Origin of the sequence: Sulfitobacter sp. AS59, assembly GCF_038899995.1 — a bacterium.
Taxonomy (GTDB): domain Bacteria; phylum Pseudomonadota; class Alphaproteobacteria; order Rhodobacterales; family Rhodobacteraceae; genus Sulfitobacter.
Genome location: NZ_JBBMQK010000006.1, coordinates 212674 through 226502, shown reverse-complemented (window position 1 = coordinate 226502; position 13829 = coordinate 212674). Strand labels below are relative to the sequence as shown.

At 58.2% G+C, this 13829-nt stretch carries 13 protein-coding genes; 6 read left to right on the top strand and 7 right to left on the bottom strand.

Going from position 1 to position 13829, the window contains the following annotated elements:
- Positions 1-72: 72 nt before the first annotated feature.
- The 4 genes from WNY39_RS14595 to WNY39_RS14580 all read right to left on the bottom strand — a co-directional run bounded on the left by WNY39_RS14595 (position 73) and on the right by WNY39_RS14580 (position 4060).
- Entirely contained in the window at positions 73-267 is a 195-nt protein-coding gene (locus WNY39_RS14595) for a hypothetical protein (RefSeq protein ID WP_342846623.1), read from the bottom strand.
- A 358-nt stretch (positions 268-625) separates the two neighbouring features.
- Positions 626-2101 (bottom strand): carboxypeptidase M32, encoded by a 1476-nt coding sequence (locus WNY39_RS14590; protein WP_342846621.1) that lies wholly within the window; start codon positions 2099-2101, stop codon positions 626-628.
- Complete coding sequence (gene ctaA / locus WNY39_RS14585; protein WP_342846619.1) at positions 2098-3252, bottom strand: heme A synthase; 1155 nt, start codon at positions 3250-3252, stop codon at positions 2098-2100. Before ctaA ends, WNY39_RS14590 begins: the two co-directional genes overlap by 4 nt.
- A gap of 55 nt (positions 3253-3307) precedes the next feature.
- Positions 3308-4060 carry an RNA methyltransferase gene (locus WNY39_RS14580; protein ID WP_342846617.1) on the bottom strand — a complete coding sequence of 251 codons (753 nt, stop codon included), beginning with the start codon at positions 4058-4060 and terminating at the stop codon, positions 3308-3310.
- A gap of 144 nt (positions 4061-4204) precedes the next feature.
- Between WNY39_RS14580 and WNY39_RS14575 the strand changes: the two genes are divergently transcribed.
- On the top strand, positions 4205-4825 hold the full coding sequence (locus tag WNY39_RS14575; RefSeq protein WP_342846615.1) for a thiamine phosphate synthase: 621 nt from the start codon (positions 4205-4207) through the stop codon (positions 4823-4825).
- Between the two features lie 13 nt (positions 4826-4838).
- On the opposite strand, the gene WNY39_RS14570 is transcribed toward WNY39_RS14575, so the two are convergent.
- Positions 4839-6164, bottom strand: a complete 1326-nt coding sequence (locus tag WNY39_RS14570) for a HupE/UreJ family protein (protein WP_342846613.1) — start codon at positions 6162-6164, stop codon at positions 4839-4841.
- Here WNY39_RS14570 and WNY39_RS14565 point away from each other — a divergent pair.
- The 4 genes from WNY39_RS14565 (at position 6163) to WNY39_RS14550 (ending at position 9680) form a co-directional block, all read left to right on the top strand.
- A complete protein-coding gene (locus WNY39_RS14565; RefSeq protein WP_342846611.1) occupies positions 6163-6978 on the top strand; it encodes a DUF4198 domain-containing protein in 816 nt (271 codons plus the stop codon). The two genes, WNY39_RS14570 and WNY39_RS14565, sit on opposite strands and share 2 nt — an antisense overlap.
- A 73-nt stretch (positions 6979-7051) precedes the next feature.
- Positions 7052-7936, top strand: coding sequence for a PfkB family carbohydrate kinase (locus tag WNY39_RS14560; RefSeq protein ID WP_342846609.1), 885 nt, complete (start codon positions 7052-7054; stop codon positions 7934-7936).
- Positions 7933-8847, top strand: coding sequence for a pseudouridine-5'-phosphate glycosidase (locus WNY39_RS14555; RefSeq protein WP_341235322.1), 915 nt, complete (start codon positions 7933-7935; stop codon positions 8845-8847). The genes WNY39_RS14560 and WNY39_RS14555 overlap by 4 nt, the downstream gene beginning before the upstream one ends.
- Before the next feature lie 86 nt (positions 8848-8933).
- Positions 8934-9680 (top strand): DUF502 domain-containing protein, encoded by a 747-nt coding sequence (locus WNY39_RS14550; protein ID WP_342846606.1) that lies wholly within the window; start codon positions 8934-8936, stop codon positions 9678-9680.
- Here WNY39_RS14550 and WNY39_RS14545 read toward each other — a convergent pair.
- Positions 9673-10704, bottom strand: a complete 1032-nt coding sequence (locus WNY39_RS14545; protein WP_342846604.1) for a patatin-like phospholipase family protein — start codon at positions 10702-10704, stop codon at positions 9673-9675. The two genes, WNY39_RS14550 and WNY39_RS14545, sit on opposite strands and share 8 nt — an antisense overlap.
- Positions 10705-10828: 124 nt before the next feature.
- Positions 10829-11614, bottom strand: coding sequence for a 3-hydroxybutyrate dehydrogenase (locus WNY39_RS14540; protein WP_342846602.1), 786 nt, complete (start codon positions 11612-11614; stop codon positions 10829-10831).
- 418 nt (positions 11615-12032) lie between these two features.
- Here WNY39_RS14540 and WNY39_RS14535 point away from each other — a divergent pair, with 418 nt between their 5' ends.
- On the top strand, positions 12033-13751 hold the full coding sequence (locus tag WNY39_RS14535; protein WP_342846600.1) for an extracellular solute-binding protein: 1719 nt from the start codon (positions 12033-12035) through the stop codon (positions 13749-13751).
- Positions 13752-13829 lie beyond the last annotated feature (78 nt).

Genomic DNA, 13829 nt, shown 5'->3' with positions numbered 1-13829 from the left:
AAGGGGGCACCCAAACGAAAAAGCGCCCCCGAAGGGACGCTTTCGTAACTGCTACAAAACTAATGCCGAAGCTTAGTTTGTTGTAGTTGTCGAGCTGTCGTCGTTGCTGGCTGCAACGCCAGCAAAAACGGCAACCGAAACAACGACTGCTGCGATACCGGCAGCGCCAACGCCGCCAAAGCCAGCGCCAAGAGCTGGGCTCGTTTGTGCGGAAGCCGCGCTTGTTGTCAAAAGAAGGGCTGTTGCGACTGCTGTCAAACGTTTCATTGGTATATCTCCAGATAATAAAATGAGTAATTATTAACTTAGTTACACAATTTACGTACCGTTGCAAATGTATTTTTACCTTAAACTCCCCGTAGAAAGCGAAATTCCTCCTAGGATGATTTTAACTTAAACATCAGTGTGATCGCTGTGACAATTTTGCCTAAAATATTGCCATCCAGAAAGCATTTAGGTCCAAATATAGGCAGCAGTGCCAATATAGGCTCGGTAATTCCATTTCAGCTGTACGCAAATAATACGCAATAAACCACGCACAAAATTTAATCTAATTAGCCGGTCCCATCCCCGTCCTAGCCAAAATCACGAATCAACGCCTCAAGGCATAAATACAGTTGCGCAATCAGAGGCGGTACAACTCCCCGAACTTTAAGGTCAAATATGTCAACAATGGGGCCTCGCTTGGCGCTGAACCTGTAGCGCGGGTGATCAGATCTTTGGGTTGATACAGCCCCCCGTGACTTTGCACATTTTGGCGCAGCCAGCCTGTGGCAGCACTCGTGTCGCCCCCTGTCAGGTGGCTGTCCAAATCCGGGATATCCTTGCGCAATGCCTCGTTCAAGCAGCCTGCATAGACATTGCCCAAGGAATAGGTCGGGAAATACCCGAACAGCCCGACGGACCAATGCACATCCTGCAACACGCCGTTTGAGGGCTTATCCACCTCAAAGCCAAAATCAGCCTTGAAGCGTTCATTCCAAGCGGCTTCCAGATCATCGACCTGCAAATCGCCGCCCATCAACGCCCGCTCAAGATCAAAGCGCATCAAAACGTGAAGGTTATACTGCAACTCGTCCGCTTCGGTACGGATGTACCCGTCAGACACCCGGTTCACGATGCGATAGAACGTGTCTTCATCCGCAACGCCAAAGTCGCCAAAGGCATCTTTCATCTGGCCGAACAACCATCCGGTAAAGGCACGGCTGCGGCCGAGTTGATTTTCATAAATCCGACTTTGACTCTCATGAACCCCCATCGACACCCCCGCCCCCAAAGGCGTCAGCAGATAGGCGCGGTCGATCCCCTGCTCATAGCACGCATGGCCGACCTCGTGGATGGTTGAATAAAAACAGTTGAACGGATCGGTCTCGTTCGTACGTGTGGTGATCCGCACATCAAGCCCCGACCCGCTTGAAAACGGATGCACGGCCTTATCGACGCGGCCCATGCTCATGTCATAGCCAAAGGTCTTGGCCAGCTGCCGGGTCAGCTTCATCTGCGCGGATTCGTCGAACTTTCCTTGCAACATGGGCGGGGCCTCTGCACTGCGGACCGCTTCGCGCAGGCGAGTCAGTTCGGGGCGTAGCGCGCTAAACATCGCCTCAAGCTCGGCCCCCGTGGCACCGGGTTCATAGTCGTCCAGCATTGCGTCATAGATGTCGCCGCCAGCCGCCAGCGCCATGCCCTCCTCACGTTTCAACGTGATCACCTCGGACAAGGTCGGTGCGAACGCCTTGAAATCATCCGCTTCGCGCGCTTCGGCCCAAATGCCCTGCGCCTCGGATGTGATCCGCGCCAGACGTGCGGCCAGCGCTGCGGGTACTTTGCTGGCCCGCGCATGGGATCGCCGGATATGGCGCAACTGCGCACTGCCAGCGGCGTCCAGATGGCCCTCGTCGATCATTTCAAGCCAGCCAGCAATGCGTGGATCAACACGGCGCGCGTGCAGCACCCCTTCGACGGCGGCCATTTCTTCACCACGCTGTGCGGCCGCGCCGCGCGGCATCATGGTTTCCTGATCCCACCCCAAACGGCCAGCAATCTGGGCCAACGCCTCAGTCTCGCGTTGAAACGCCATCAGATCGTCAAAAGCACTCATTGGGTTTTTCCTCTCAGGGAAGTTGGGATGGGATAACCGCTTAGGAACCGCGCCCGCAGGATGAACACCCACAGAATGACAGCCAGCACCTGATGCCAAATCGCGATGTGTACGGGTGCCGCGTTCAGAACGGTCACAATGCCCAGCACGACCTGTCCTGCCATCGCAAGCATCATCAGATGAAAGGCAGTGCGCGTTTTGGGATGCGCAGATTTGCGGCCGCGCAGCCAAACGACAACGGCAAAAGCAAACACCAGATAGCCCGCCATCCGGTGCATGAATTGCACAAGGCCCGGGTTTTCAAAGAAGTTCCGCCAGACAGGCGCAATGTTAAACGCATCAGGCGGAAAGAACTGCCCCTGCATCAACGGCCAATCCACAAAATACCGCCCCGCATCGATCCCCGCGACCAACGCGCCCAGCAAAATCTGTAGAAACGCAAAGTGAAGCACCCCGGTCGACATGCCGAAAAGCTTGGCTTCCTTGGCACGGCGCGCCTGCATCAAGTCCTTTTCCGGACGGCCCAACATCAGCGCATACCACGTGATAAACCCAAGGATCACAAAGGCCAGCCCCAGATGCGTGGCCAGCCGGTAGCTGGCCACATCCAAAACAGCGCCGCCCGTGCTAACGCCCGACGACACCATCCACCAGCCAATCGCACCTTGCAGGCCCCCTAGCCCGCCCAGCAACAACAATCGGCCCGTCCATCCGGTGGGTATTTGACGGCGCAACAAGAACCACAAGAACCCGATCGCCCAAACCAACCCAATCACACGGCCCAGCTGGCGATGGCCCCATTCCCACCAGTAAATCAGTTTAAAATCGCCCAGCTCCATCCAGGAATTCTGAACCTGAAATTCGTCAATCTCTTGATATTTCGCGAATTCCGATTGCCAGTCCGCTTCGTTCAGCGGCGGCATCGCCCCGGTAAAGGGCTTCCATTCGGTGATGCTAAGCCCGCTGTCCGTCAGCCGGGTCAAACCGCCAACGGCGATCATCACAAAGACCAACGCGAACAATATGAACAACCAGACGCGGATCGCACCACGTGCGCCGCCCCGGCCCCGATCAATCACACCGGTTTGTGCAACGGGGCGGGCGGCTTGCGCATCGCCCACTTCCTCAAAAAGCTTACGTTTCTCGGCCATGGTGCCTCTTGTCTGCTAGGTTTGATGCAGAAATAGGTCACACAGGCCCAAAGGTCTAGCCGCGCTCTTTCCAGCGTACCATCTGTCGCAGGGTACCATGCAAGGTTTGCACATCGGCGCGGGTCAACGGCAGGCGCGACCACATGTTGCGCAGATTAACCTTCATGCTGGCGGCCTTGTGCTCGGGATAGAAAAACCCCGCCACATCCAACCGTTCCTCAAAATGCCGCGCCAGATGTTCGATCTCGCTATTATCCGCCCAATCCGTGCCAGCCATCTCGACCTGCTCGGGAATGATCTCCGCTTGGGCGCGCATCCATTCATAGCCCATCAGCAACACACATTGCGCCAGATTAAGCGATGCAAACTGCGGGTTCACAGGAACAGATACAATCGCATTGGCCCGCGCAATGTCGTCATTCTCTAGCCCCGCACGCTCTGGCCCGAACATCACGGCGACCCGCTGGCCTTGGGCAATCAGCTCGGCCGCTTTGGCCATCGCCGCCTCGGGGCTGTAAACTGGCTTGGTCAGATCCCGGTCCCGCGCGGTCGTGGCAAACACAAATGCCGCACCCCCCAACGAACCGGCCAAATCGTCATAAACAACCGCCTCGTCCAGCAAACGCCCTGCCCCCGATGCCATGGCCACAGCCGACGGGTTTGGCCAGCCATCGCGCGGTGCGACAATGCGCATCCGGTCCAAACCGAAATTCCACATGGCGCGCGCGGCAGCACCGATATTCTCGCCCATTTGCGGACGCACCAACACAAATGCAGGTATTTTGGGGTTCTCTACAGTATCATTCATGCCTGCCTCTTACCCGCGCGGCAGCCCTCTCACAAGAACACGCCGTATTTCCAAATGGTAAAAAATCCTCGCCGAAGGCATAAAAGTTTTTCTTTCTCTGCGCGATCCGTTAATTGGCACCAACACAGCAAAGGACCGCTTGTCATGAATACGCCCGAACAGCCGCAGCTTTATCTGATCACACCCCCCGCGTTTGAGCTGGAAACCTTCCCCCAGACATTGGCCCGCGTTCTAGATAGCCAGTCCATTGCCTGCGTCCGACTTGCCCTTAGTGCCCGCGACGAAGATGTGGTGCTGCGCGCTGCTGATGCCCTGCGCGAGATTACCGATGCGCGCGACGTCGCGCTGGTGATCGCAGACCATACCTTGCTGGCCGAGCGCATCGGCTTGGACGGCGTGCACCTGACCGACGCCGCGCGGTCCGTCCGCCATGCCCGCAAGACGCTGGGCGATGACGCCATCGTTGGCAGTTATTGCGCAGGCTCGCGCCATGACGGCATGGCCGCTGGTGAAGCCGGCGCAGATTATGTCAGCTTTGGCCCCGTCCGTCCCAGTGCGTTGGACGACGGATCACATGCCGAGCTGGACCTGTTTCAATGGTGGTCCGAAGTGATCGAAGTGCCTTGCGTGGCCGAAGGTGGTCTGGACGAGGACCTGATCCGCACCCTCAGCCCCTTTACCGATTTCTTTGGCATCGGCGATGAAATCTGGGCATCAGACGATCCGGCCCAAGCCTTGGCGACCCTCGTCGCTGCGATGGCCTAAGATCAGGCGGGTGTTACAAAAACACCCGCTCGATGAACCAATAGGCCCCCACGGCCGCGATTCCGACAGACGCCGGGATCGCCACAAAGCGCCGATAGGCGTCTGCAGTTTGCCTAAACTGGACCGATAGGAAACAGGCGGTAAAGACCAACGCCAGCGGTACCAAGAACAGTGGCACAGGTGCTTCGAGTGCGGCGGCAACATCGGGCATCGGCACAAAGCACAGCACCAAGGCGGCGACGGCCAGCCCGACATAAAGCCGCTTGGCCCCCTCTGCGCCGCCTTCGCCCCGCGCCACGCGCAAGGCTTGCCAGACGCAAAGCGCCATAATCGCAATGACCGTCAACTGGCCAATCTCGACCCCGATGTTAAAGCCGATCAGCGCAGGCACAAACTGATCGCTCGGCAGGCCAAACTCGCCCAGAACCGATGCAAAGCCTAACCCGTGCAGCAGACCAAAGCCGAAAATTACAAAAGGCCGCCAAGGATTTAACCCCGAGGTAAAGATATTCTCGACCGCGACATAGACGATCGAGGCGGCGATCAGCGGCTCAACAATCGACCCCGGCACCGTCACCAACCCAAGCGCCCCAAGGGCCAGCGTGACGGTATGCGCCGCGGTAAAGGCCGATACCTGCCAAATCAGCGGCTTCAGATGTGTCGACAAAAAGAACAGACCCAGCACGAACAGGATATGATCCAGCCCCTTGGGCAAGATGTGGTCAAATCCGACGGGGATATATGTCAGAAACGCCTGCCACGCGCTTTCCTGACCGCCGCCCGCCAGCTCGATCTCGGGGCTTTGCGAACCGCCCTCCAGATATCCGGTGTAAGGTTCATCGACACCCTGCTGGCGCAGAACCATCGCCCCTGACCCGGCAGGCCACGCCACCACCACACCGCGTGCATCCAATGGCACCTGCCCTTGCAGCACCCATTGCGAAATACGCGGCAGCTCAGAATTCACATCTTGGGGAACGGTGACGGACACAGTTGTAAGTTTTACCGCCTCCCCATCTGCGCGCAGCAAGGGCGCGGCGTTCCATCTGGCCAACAGTTCAGGCACCCGCTCGGCGATCTGGTCGGCGGGCAAGGCGCGCAGGCTGTCATAATCGCCTGCGTTTTCAGCATCATTGGTGTCGGCGACCGCATCCAGATCAATGCCCGACATCAACGCCTCAAGGTTCACGCGCAGCACCAGATCGGCGACGCCCTCTGCCACGGTCAAATCTGCGATGGTCGGAACAACCTCATGGGCGCGGGCCATACCGGTTACCGCACTTGACAAAAGCACCGCATAGACCAGCTTTAGAATGACAGCATATAAGGTGTTTTTCATGTTTTTGTCCCGTCTCGCACTTGTAATCTCGCTTGGTTTGGCCGCGCTGCCTGCCACTGCCCATGAATACTGGCTTGAAGCGCCGGTATATCAAGTACAGCCCGGCGCGGATTTGACAACCAACATTAAGAACGGCCAGCTTTTCGAGGGCACGAACCTTGCGTATTTCGCAAACCGCACCGACCGCTTTGACCTGAGCTTTGAGGGGGAGACCCTGCCGGTGCAGGGCCGCATGGGCGATTCCCCCGCTTTGCAGATCACAGCGCCCCCACGGGACGGCCTGCTGATCGTGGCGCACGAGGCATCGCCGTCCTCGCTCACCTATAAAGACTGGGAGACCTTCGTCGGCTTTACCGAGCATAAGGATTTCAAAAATGCCTTGGCTGAACATCTGGCTGCAGGCTATCCCCAAGACAAGGTGCGCGAACGCTATACCCGCCACTCCAAAGCGTTGATTGCGATTGGCGATGGCCGTGGCAGTGATCGCGAACTGGGCCTTGCTACCGAATTTACCGCGCTGACCAACCCGTATGACGCGGATTTCGACGGGATGATGACGGTCGCATTGACCTATCAAGGGGCCCCGCGCCCCGACGTGCAGATCGAAGTCTATGAGAAATCGGCCGAGATTAAGCCCATCGTCACCGTGTACCGCAGTGACGATCAGGGGCATCTGACCTTTCCGGTGTCACCCGGCATGACCTATCTGGTGGATTCCGTGGTTCTGCGCCCGGCCGCAGATGCGGGCCAAACAGACAAAAGCCCGCATTGGGAAAGCCTTTGGGCCTCGCTTACCTTTGCGGTACCGAACTAATCCGCGCAATCTTGGCGCATCAATCGCCTAACCGGGCTTGCGCCCCGGCGCAGGTCTGGGCAGAACGGGCGCTATGACAAATACACCAGATATACTTTGCATCGGATCGGTCCTGTGGGACATCATCGGGCGCGCTGAAACACAAATGCGGCTGGGGTCGGACATGCCCGGCCGGATCACACGGCTGCCCGGCGGCGTTGCCCTGAACATCGCGATGGCGCTGGCCCGATTTGGCCTGTCGCCTGCGCTGATCAGCGCCGTGGGCCGTGACCCCGAAGGTGACGAATTGATTGCAGCCTGCCAATTGCGTGGCTTGAACACTAATTTCGTTTATCGATCAGACGACCTGCCCACTGACCGTTATATGGCGATTGAAGGCACCAATGGCCTGATCGCCGCCATCGCGGATGCCCACTCGCTTGAGGCTGCGGGCAGCAAGATCCTGCGCCCCTTTGCCGATGGGTCCCTGCCCTCGCCCTATCGCGGGACGGTCGCCCTTGATGGCAACCTGACCCTTGATCTGCTGGCCGAAATGGCCCGCAGCCCGCTGCTGACCGAGGCAGATTTGCGTGTGGCCCCCGCCAGCCCCGGCAAGGCGATGCGCCTAAGCCCGTTTATCCAAGCCAAACGTGGTACGCTTTATGTGAACCTCGAAGAGGCCGGGCTGCTGTGCCAAACCGCCTTTGATACCTCTCGCGATGCGGCTGCGGCCTTGCTTGAACGCGGTGCCGTGCGGGCTGTCGTCACGGATGGCGGCAATCCTGCGACCGTGGGCCAATCAAGCGGCCTGATCACCCAAACCCCGCCCGCCGTCTCTGTCACCCGTGTGACGGGCGCTGGCGATACCTTTATGGCGGCCCATATCGCGGCTGAAATCCATGGCGCTGCGGCGGATACCGCCCTGAGCCAAGCCCTTGCTGCTGCTGCACAATATGTTTCCGGAGAAACCAAAATATGATCACGCTACATCGCTCTCAAGAAGTTGCCACCGCCCATAGCAAAGGCACCCCGATTGTGGCGCTTGAAAGCACAATCATCACCCACGGCATGCCCTATCCGCAAAACCTCGAGGTCGCCCGTCAGGTCGAGGCCGACGTGCGCGCCGCCGGTGCAACACCGGCCACAATCGCCGTGATCGACGGCCAGCTTCATATCGGGCTCGAGGATGCGCAACTGAGCCAACTGGCCCAAGCCAAAGGCGTCGCCAAACTGTCGCGTGCAGACATGGCCGCCTGCATTGCCACGGGCGGCACGGGTGCCACAACCGTCGCCGCCACGATGATCGCGGCGCATCTGGCGGGCATCGCCGTCTTCGCCACAGGCGGCATCGGCGGCGTGCATAAAGGGGCTGAAGACACATTCGACATCTCTGCCGATTTGCTTGAGCTCGCCCAAACCCCCGTCACCGTGGTTGCCGCCGGGGCCAAGGCGATCTTGGACGTGGCAAAAACCCTTGAAGTGCTGGAAACCCAAGGCGTGCCGGTCATCACCGTCGGCCAAGACAGCTTTCCCGCGTTCTGGAGCAGCACCTCGCCGCTGAAATCACCCTTGCGCATGGATGACCCTGCACAGATCGCAGCGGCCCATGGCATGCGTGCGCAACTGGGCCTGCCCGGCGGTCAGCTGGTTGCCAATCCGATCCCAGCAGCCGATGAAATCGCAGCTGCCGAGCTGGCCCCGATCATCGCCACGGCCCAAAGCGACGCAATCGCCCACGGGATCAGCGGTAAATCCGTCACGCCCTATCTGCTTCAGCGGATATTTGAGCTGACCAAGGGGCGTTCGCTGACCGCGAATATCGCGCTGGTGCGCAATAATGCCCGTTTGGCGTCCAAAATTGCGGCTGAACTGGCCTCAAACAGCAATTGAAGCCCAAATTTTATGCGCACTCCATTGTAGCAGCCGAGCAAAGCACTTAGCTCTGAAATGGAATGATTGGGAAGAAAAACACGCTAATGAACACGCCATTTTCGCCTCCACCCCCGCCGCATGCGCCAAAGCGGACGCTTTTTGCGCGGCTGCGCGGGTCGTTCCTGACGGGTTTGGTGGTGATTGCCCCGGTTGGCCTGACCATATGGCTGATCTGGACAGTGATCGGCTGGATTGATGGCATTGTGCTGCCCATGGTGCCGCTGGCCTATCACCCCGACCGCCTGATCCAGACCTATTTCGGGCTGGACCCGTCGGCGCAGATCAACGTACGCGGCATTGGCGTGATCATCTTTTTGCTGTTCACCATCATCGTGGGATGGCTGGCCAAGGGCATCATCGGACGGTCCTTTATCCGCTTTGCCGAAGGGCTGGTGCAGCGCACACCGGTCGTGCGCACGATCTATTCAGGCATCAAACAGATTTCCGAGACGATTTTCGCCCAAAGCGAACGCAGCTTTGAAACAGCCTGTATGGTGGAATACCCGCGCGCAGGCGCTTGGGCGCTTGGCTTTATCTCAATCTCGGCCAAGGGCGAAGTCGCCCGCCATGCCGGGATTGAAAAAGAACTGGTCGGCGTTTTCATTCCCACCACCCCGAACCCCACGTCGGGTTTTTTGCTGTTCTTTCCCCGCAAAGACGTGATCGAGCTGGATATGTCTGTCGAAGACGCAGCCAAGCTGGTCATCTCGGCGGGGCTTGTCTATCCGCCCGACCGCCCGCTGCCCGTCGATGGCCAGACCAAGCGACCGGCCCCGATCAAGCCTAGCTGAACATCGCTTTCAAATCGACCGAACTGCGCTTGCCCACATGATCGATATCACGGGTTAAAAACCGCGCGGCTGATGCACGGCCCGCCGCCCTAAGCGCAGAAATCACCGCCGGGTTTGGCACGGTTTTGGTCGCGGTCGACAGCTTGGACATCAGATCGTCATCGGCAATCATGTGAATATAGACGCGGTTCATCTGCCCTTCTTCGATCCGGCCTGTGTCCAACAACCGCTGCACAAATTCGATGGCCCGCAATTCGCGCAACAAGCTGGAGTTAAAGCTGATCTCGTTGATCCGGTTCTGAATCTCCATCGGGGTTTTCGGCAGATCCGCCCGCTCGAGCGGATTGATGTTGATAATGACAATATCAGGCGGCAAATTACGGGTGTACAAGGGAAACAACGCCGGATTACCGGTATAGCCACCGTCCCAATAGGCCTCTGACTTGCCGGTTACGGGGTCTGGAATATCCACGGCCTGAAACAAGGTGGGCAGACAGGCAGAGGCCAGTAATGCATCGGGGCCAATCTCGTCCCCCTCGAAAACCTTAATCTTGCCGTCGCGCACCTTGGTCGCACCAACAAACAGCCGGGGCGCATCCTGCCCGCACACCAGATCATAATTGAACTTTTCCACAATTTCGCGCAGCGGGTTCTTATAGGCGGGACCATAGGCATAGGGCGATACGATCTGGGTCATCGCAGTGCTGACAGCACTATGCCAGCTGTATTCCATCGCCCGGCTGATTGCCGCAACACCGAAAGGGGCCAGCCAACCCGACAGCTGGCTTTCGCCGACGCCGGATACTTTCTGCCAAAGCCAGTCGAGGTTATCGCGTGCGCCCTGACGTCCCCCGGAAATCATCCCAGCCTTCAGCGCGGCCCCGTTCAAAGCACCCGCAGAAGTGCCAGAGATCGCTGAAATTTCCAGATCGTCCTCTTCCAGCAGCCGATCAAGGACACCCCACGTATAGGCCCCATGCGCGCCGCCGCCTTGCAAGGCCAGATTTATCTGTTTCTTCACCATTGGATCGCCCCGCCCCGTTTCAAGAAAGACCGCCTCCGGCGGGGATATTTAAGAGCCAGAGAAGCCGTGGGCCGGTCCTATATTCTCTGGCTTTCAAATATCCTCGAAGAAGGCATAAAAGTTCTTATAGCGCGGTCCAGCCACCATCGACGCTGACGGTCGTGCCGGTGATTTGCGCCGCTGCGTCCGAGCACAGGAATGTGGCCGTGCCGCCCAGTTGCTCCACGGTCGCGAACTCTTTGCTGGGTTGGCGTTCAAGCATCACGTTTTTGATCACTTCGTCGCGGCTCATCCCGTATTCCTTCATCGTATCTGGGATCTGCTTTTCCACGATGTCGGTCAAAACATAGCCCGGGCAGATGGCATTGCTGGTGATCGGTTCCTTGGCGGTCTCAAGTGCTGTGGTTTTGGTCAGCCCGATGATGCCATGTTTTGCCGCGATATAGGCTGATTTATAGGGCGACGCGGTTAACCCGTGCGCGGAGGAGATATTCACCACCCGGCCCCAGCCTGCCTTGCGCATCATCGGCAGCGCCATTGCCGTTGTATGAAACGCCGAGCTTAGGTTGATGGCGATGATCGCGTCCCATTTTTCCACCGGAAAATCGGGGATCGGGGCCACATGTTGAATGCCCGCGTTGTTCACCAGAATATCGCAGCGCCCTGCGTCGGTCACGAACTGGCGGCATTCGTCGCCCTTGGACATATCGGCCTTGATATAGCGCGCGGTTACGCCTGTCTCTTTGGCGATCTCCTCAGCGATTGCGTGGTCTTCATCCCGGTCGGTGAAGGAGTTCAACACAACATCCGCGCCCGCCCGTGCCAGTGCCCACGCGATGCCAAGGCCAATGCCCGAGTTTGACCCCGTGATCAGGGCGGTCTTTTGTGAAAGGTCGATGCTATAGGCCATGGTGTTCTCCTGCGGTTTCTGCAACTGCATCATGGTACGCAGCCCGGGCAATGGGAATGATTAATTAAACCCAAGCGGCATGATTTGGCCAAAATGGGATTCGATTAGATGGAACAAAAACGGGCAAAAAAAAACGTCCGCACGAAGCGGACGTTAAGTTATTGAGGCAGGTTTCATACAGGCAAGAAACCTATCGAGCAGTAAGGTCTTTATACGCAAACCTTTGCTGCAATCCAAGCTTAAAGTTTGATTAGCCCCCGCAGCGCCGCTAAGAGTTGGCGTAATAAAACAAGGGCAGACCGGGATTGTTTCGAAAATGGTGTCAAATTTTTTCCAAACCTGTCGGGCGGTTGCGGCGGTTTCTTCACTGATTCTGTTCGGGGCCGCAGCCCAAGCCGAGCCCGCGCACGGGATATCTATGTATGGCACGCCTGCTCTACCACCGGATTTTGTGTCGCTCCCTTATGCGAACCCGCAAGCGCCCAAAGGCGGCGCGATTGTTTTGGGCAACACCGGCGGCTTTGACAGTCTTAATCCGTTCGTGCGTAAAGGCACCGCGCCCTGGCAGCTTGCTTTTTTCACCCACGAGACGCTGATGGGGCGATCATGGGACGAACCGTTCTCGCTATACGGGCTTTTGGCCGAATCGGTTGAGGTGCCTCAGGACCGTTCTTGGGTGGAATTCACCCTCAGGCCCGAGGCGCGTTTTTCTGACGGCAGCCCCGTCACCGTCGAGGACGTGATCTTTAGCTACGACATGCTGGGGTCAGAGGGGCACCCGCGCTATCACGGGCTGCGCGCACAGATTGACAGCATCGTCCAAACCGGGCCCCGAACCGTCCGTATGACGTTCAACACTGAAAACCGTGAACTGGCGCTGCTGGCGGGTATGCGCCCGATCCTGAGCAAGGCCCAGTGGGAAGGGCGCGATTTTGCCAATGCCGCTTTGGCCGATATTCCGCTTGGATCCGGCCCTTACAGTGTCACGAATTATCAGGCCGGGCGGCAGGTCACCCTGACCCGCAATCCTGATTATTGGGGCAAGGATGTCCCGTTTCGGCGCGGCACCCATAATATCGATCAGATCAAGCTCGATTTTTACGGGGATGCCAATGTGCTGTTCGAGGCATTTAAAGCCGGCGAAATCTCGGCCCTGCGGGAGTTCAACGCGGAAACCTGGGCGACCCAATATGATTTCCCCGCTGTCACGCGGGGCGATATCGTAAAGTCGACCTTCGCCCACAAGAAACCATCGGGCATGACCGGCTTTGTCATGAACACCCGCCGCGCGCCCTTTGACGATATCCGCGTGCGCGACGCCATGATTGCCGCGTTCAACTTTGAATATATCAATGAAACGCTGACCGGCGGCGCGCAGCCCCGGATTGCCTCGTATTTCTCAAACTCGCCCTTGGCCATGACCCATGGTCCGGCCGAGGGGCGCGTGGCCGAGCTGCTGGCCCCGTTCCAAGACAGCCTGCCCCAAGGCGCGATGGAGGACTATGCCTTGCCCGTATCGGACGGATCGGCGCGCAATCGCAACGGCATTCGCGCTGCGATGAAGGCCCTGCAAGAGGCGGGCTATTCCGCGCAGGGGGGCATTATGCGCGATGCAAATGGCAAGCCGCTGAGCTTTCGCATTCTGATGTCCAAGGGCAGCACCGAGAATATGGCGATCGCCGAGCTTTATATTCAAGCGCTCAAGCGGCTTGGTATTGAGGCCACCGTCGAGGCGGTGGATGACGCGCAATTCGTGGCCCGCAATGCAGAGTTCGATTTTGACATGGCGATCTTTCGCCGGGCGCTGTCGCTGAGCCCCGGCAACGAGCAGCGGTATTATTGGGGGTCCGACGCCGCGGACCAGCCCGGAAGCCGAAACTTGATGGGGGTAAAATCCCCCGCGATTGATGCGATGATTGATACAATGGTGAATGCGACCACGACGCAAGATTTCATCGCCGCGACCCGCGCGTTGGATCGGGTTTTGACTGCCGGTCGCTATGTGGTGCCGTTCTGGCAATTCACCCAAGACCGCATCGCCCATATCGCCGAGATGAAATACCCCGATCATGTGCCGCTTTATGGGGATGGACCGAATTATATGCCCGAGGTTTGGTGGATAGACGCTGAGCGGTGAGTGGGAAATAGCCTTTTTAGCACCCAGTCGCAGAACGGCCCTTCGGGGAGAGTTTATTTGGCAAAATGAAGCTTGGGC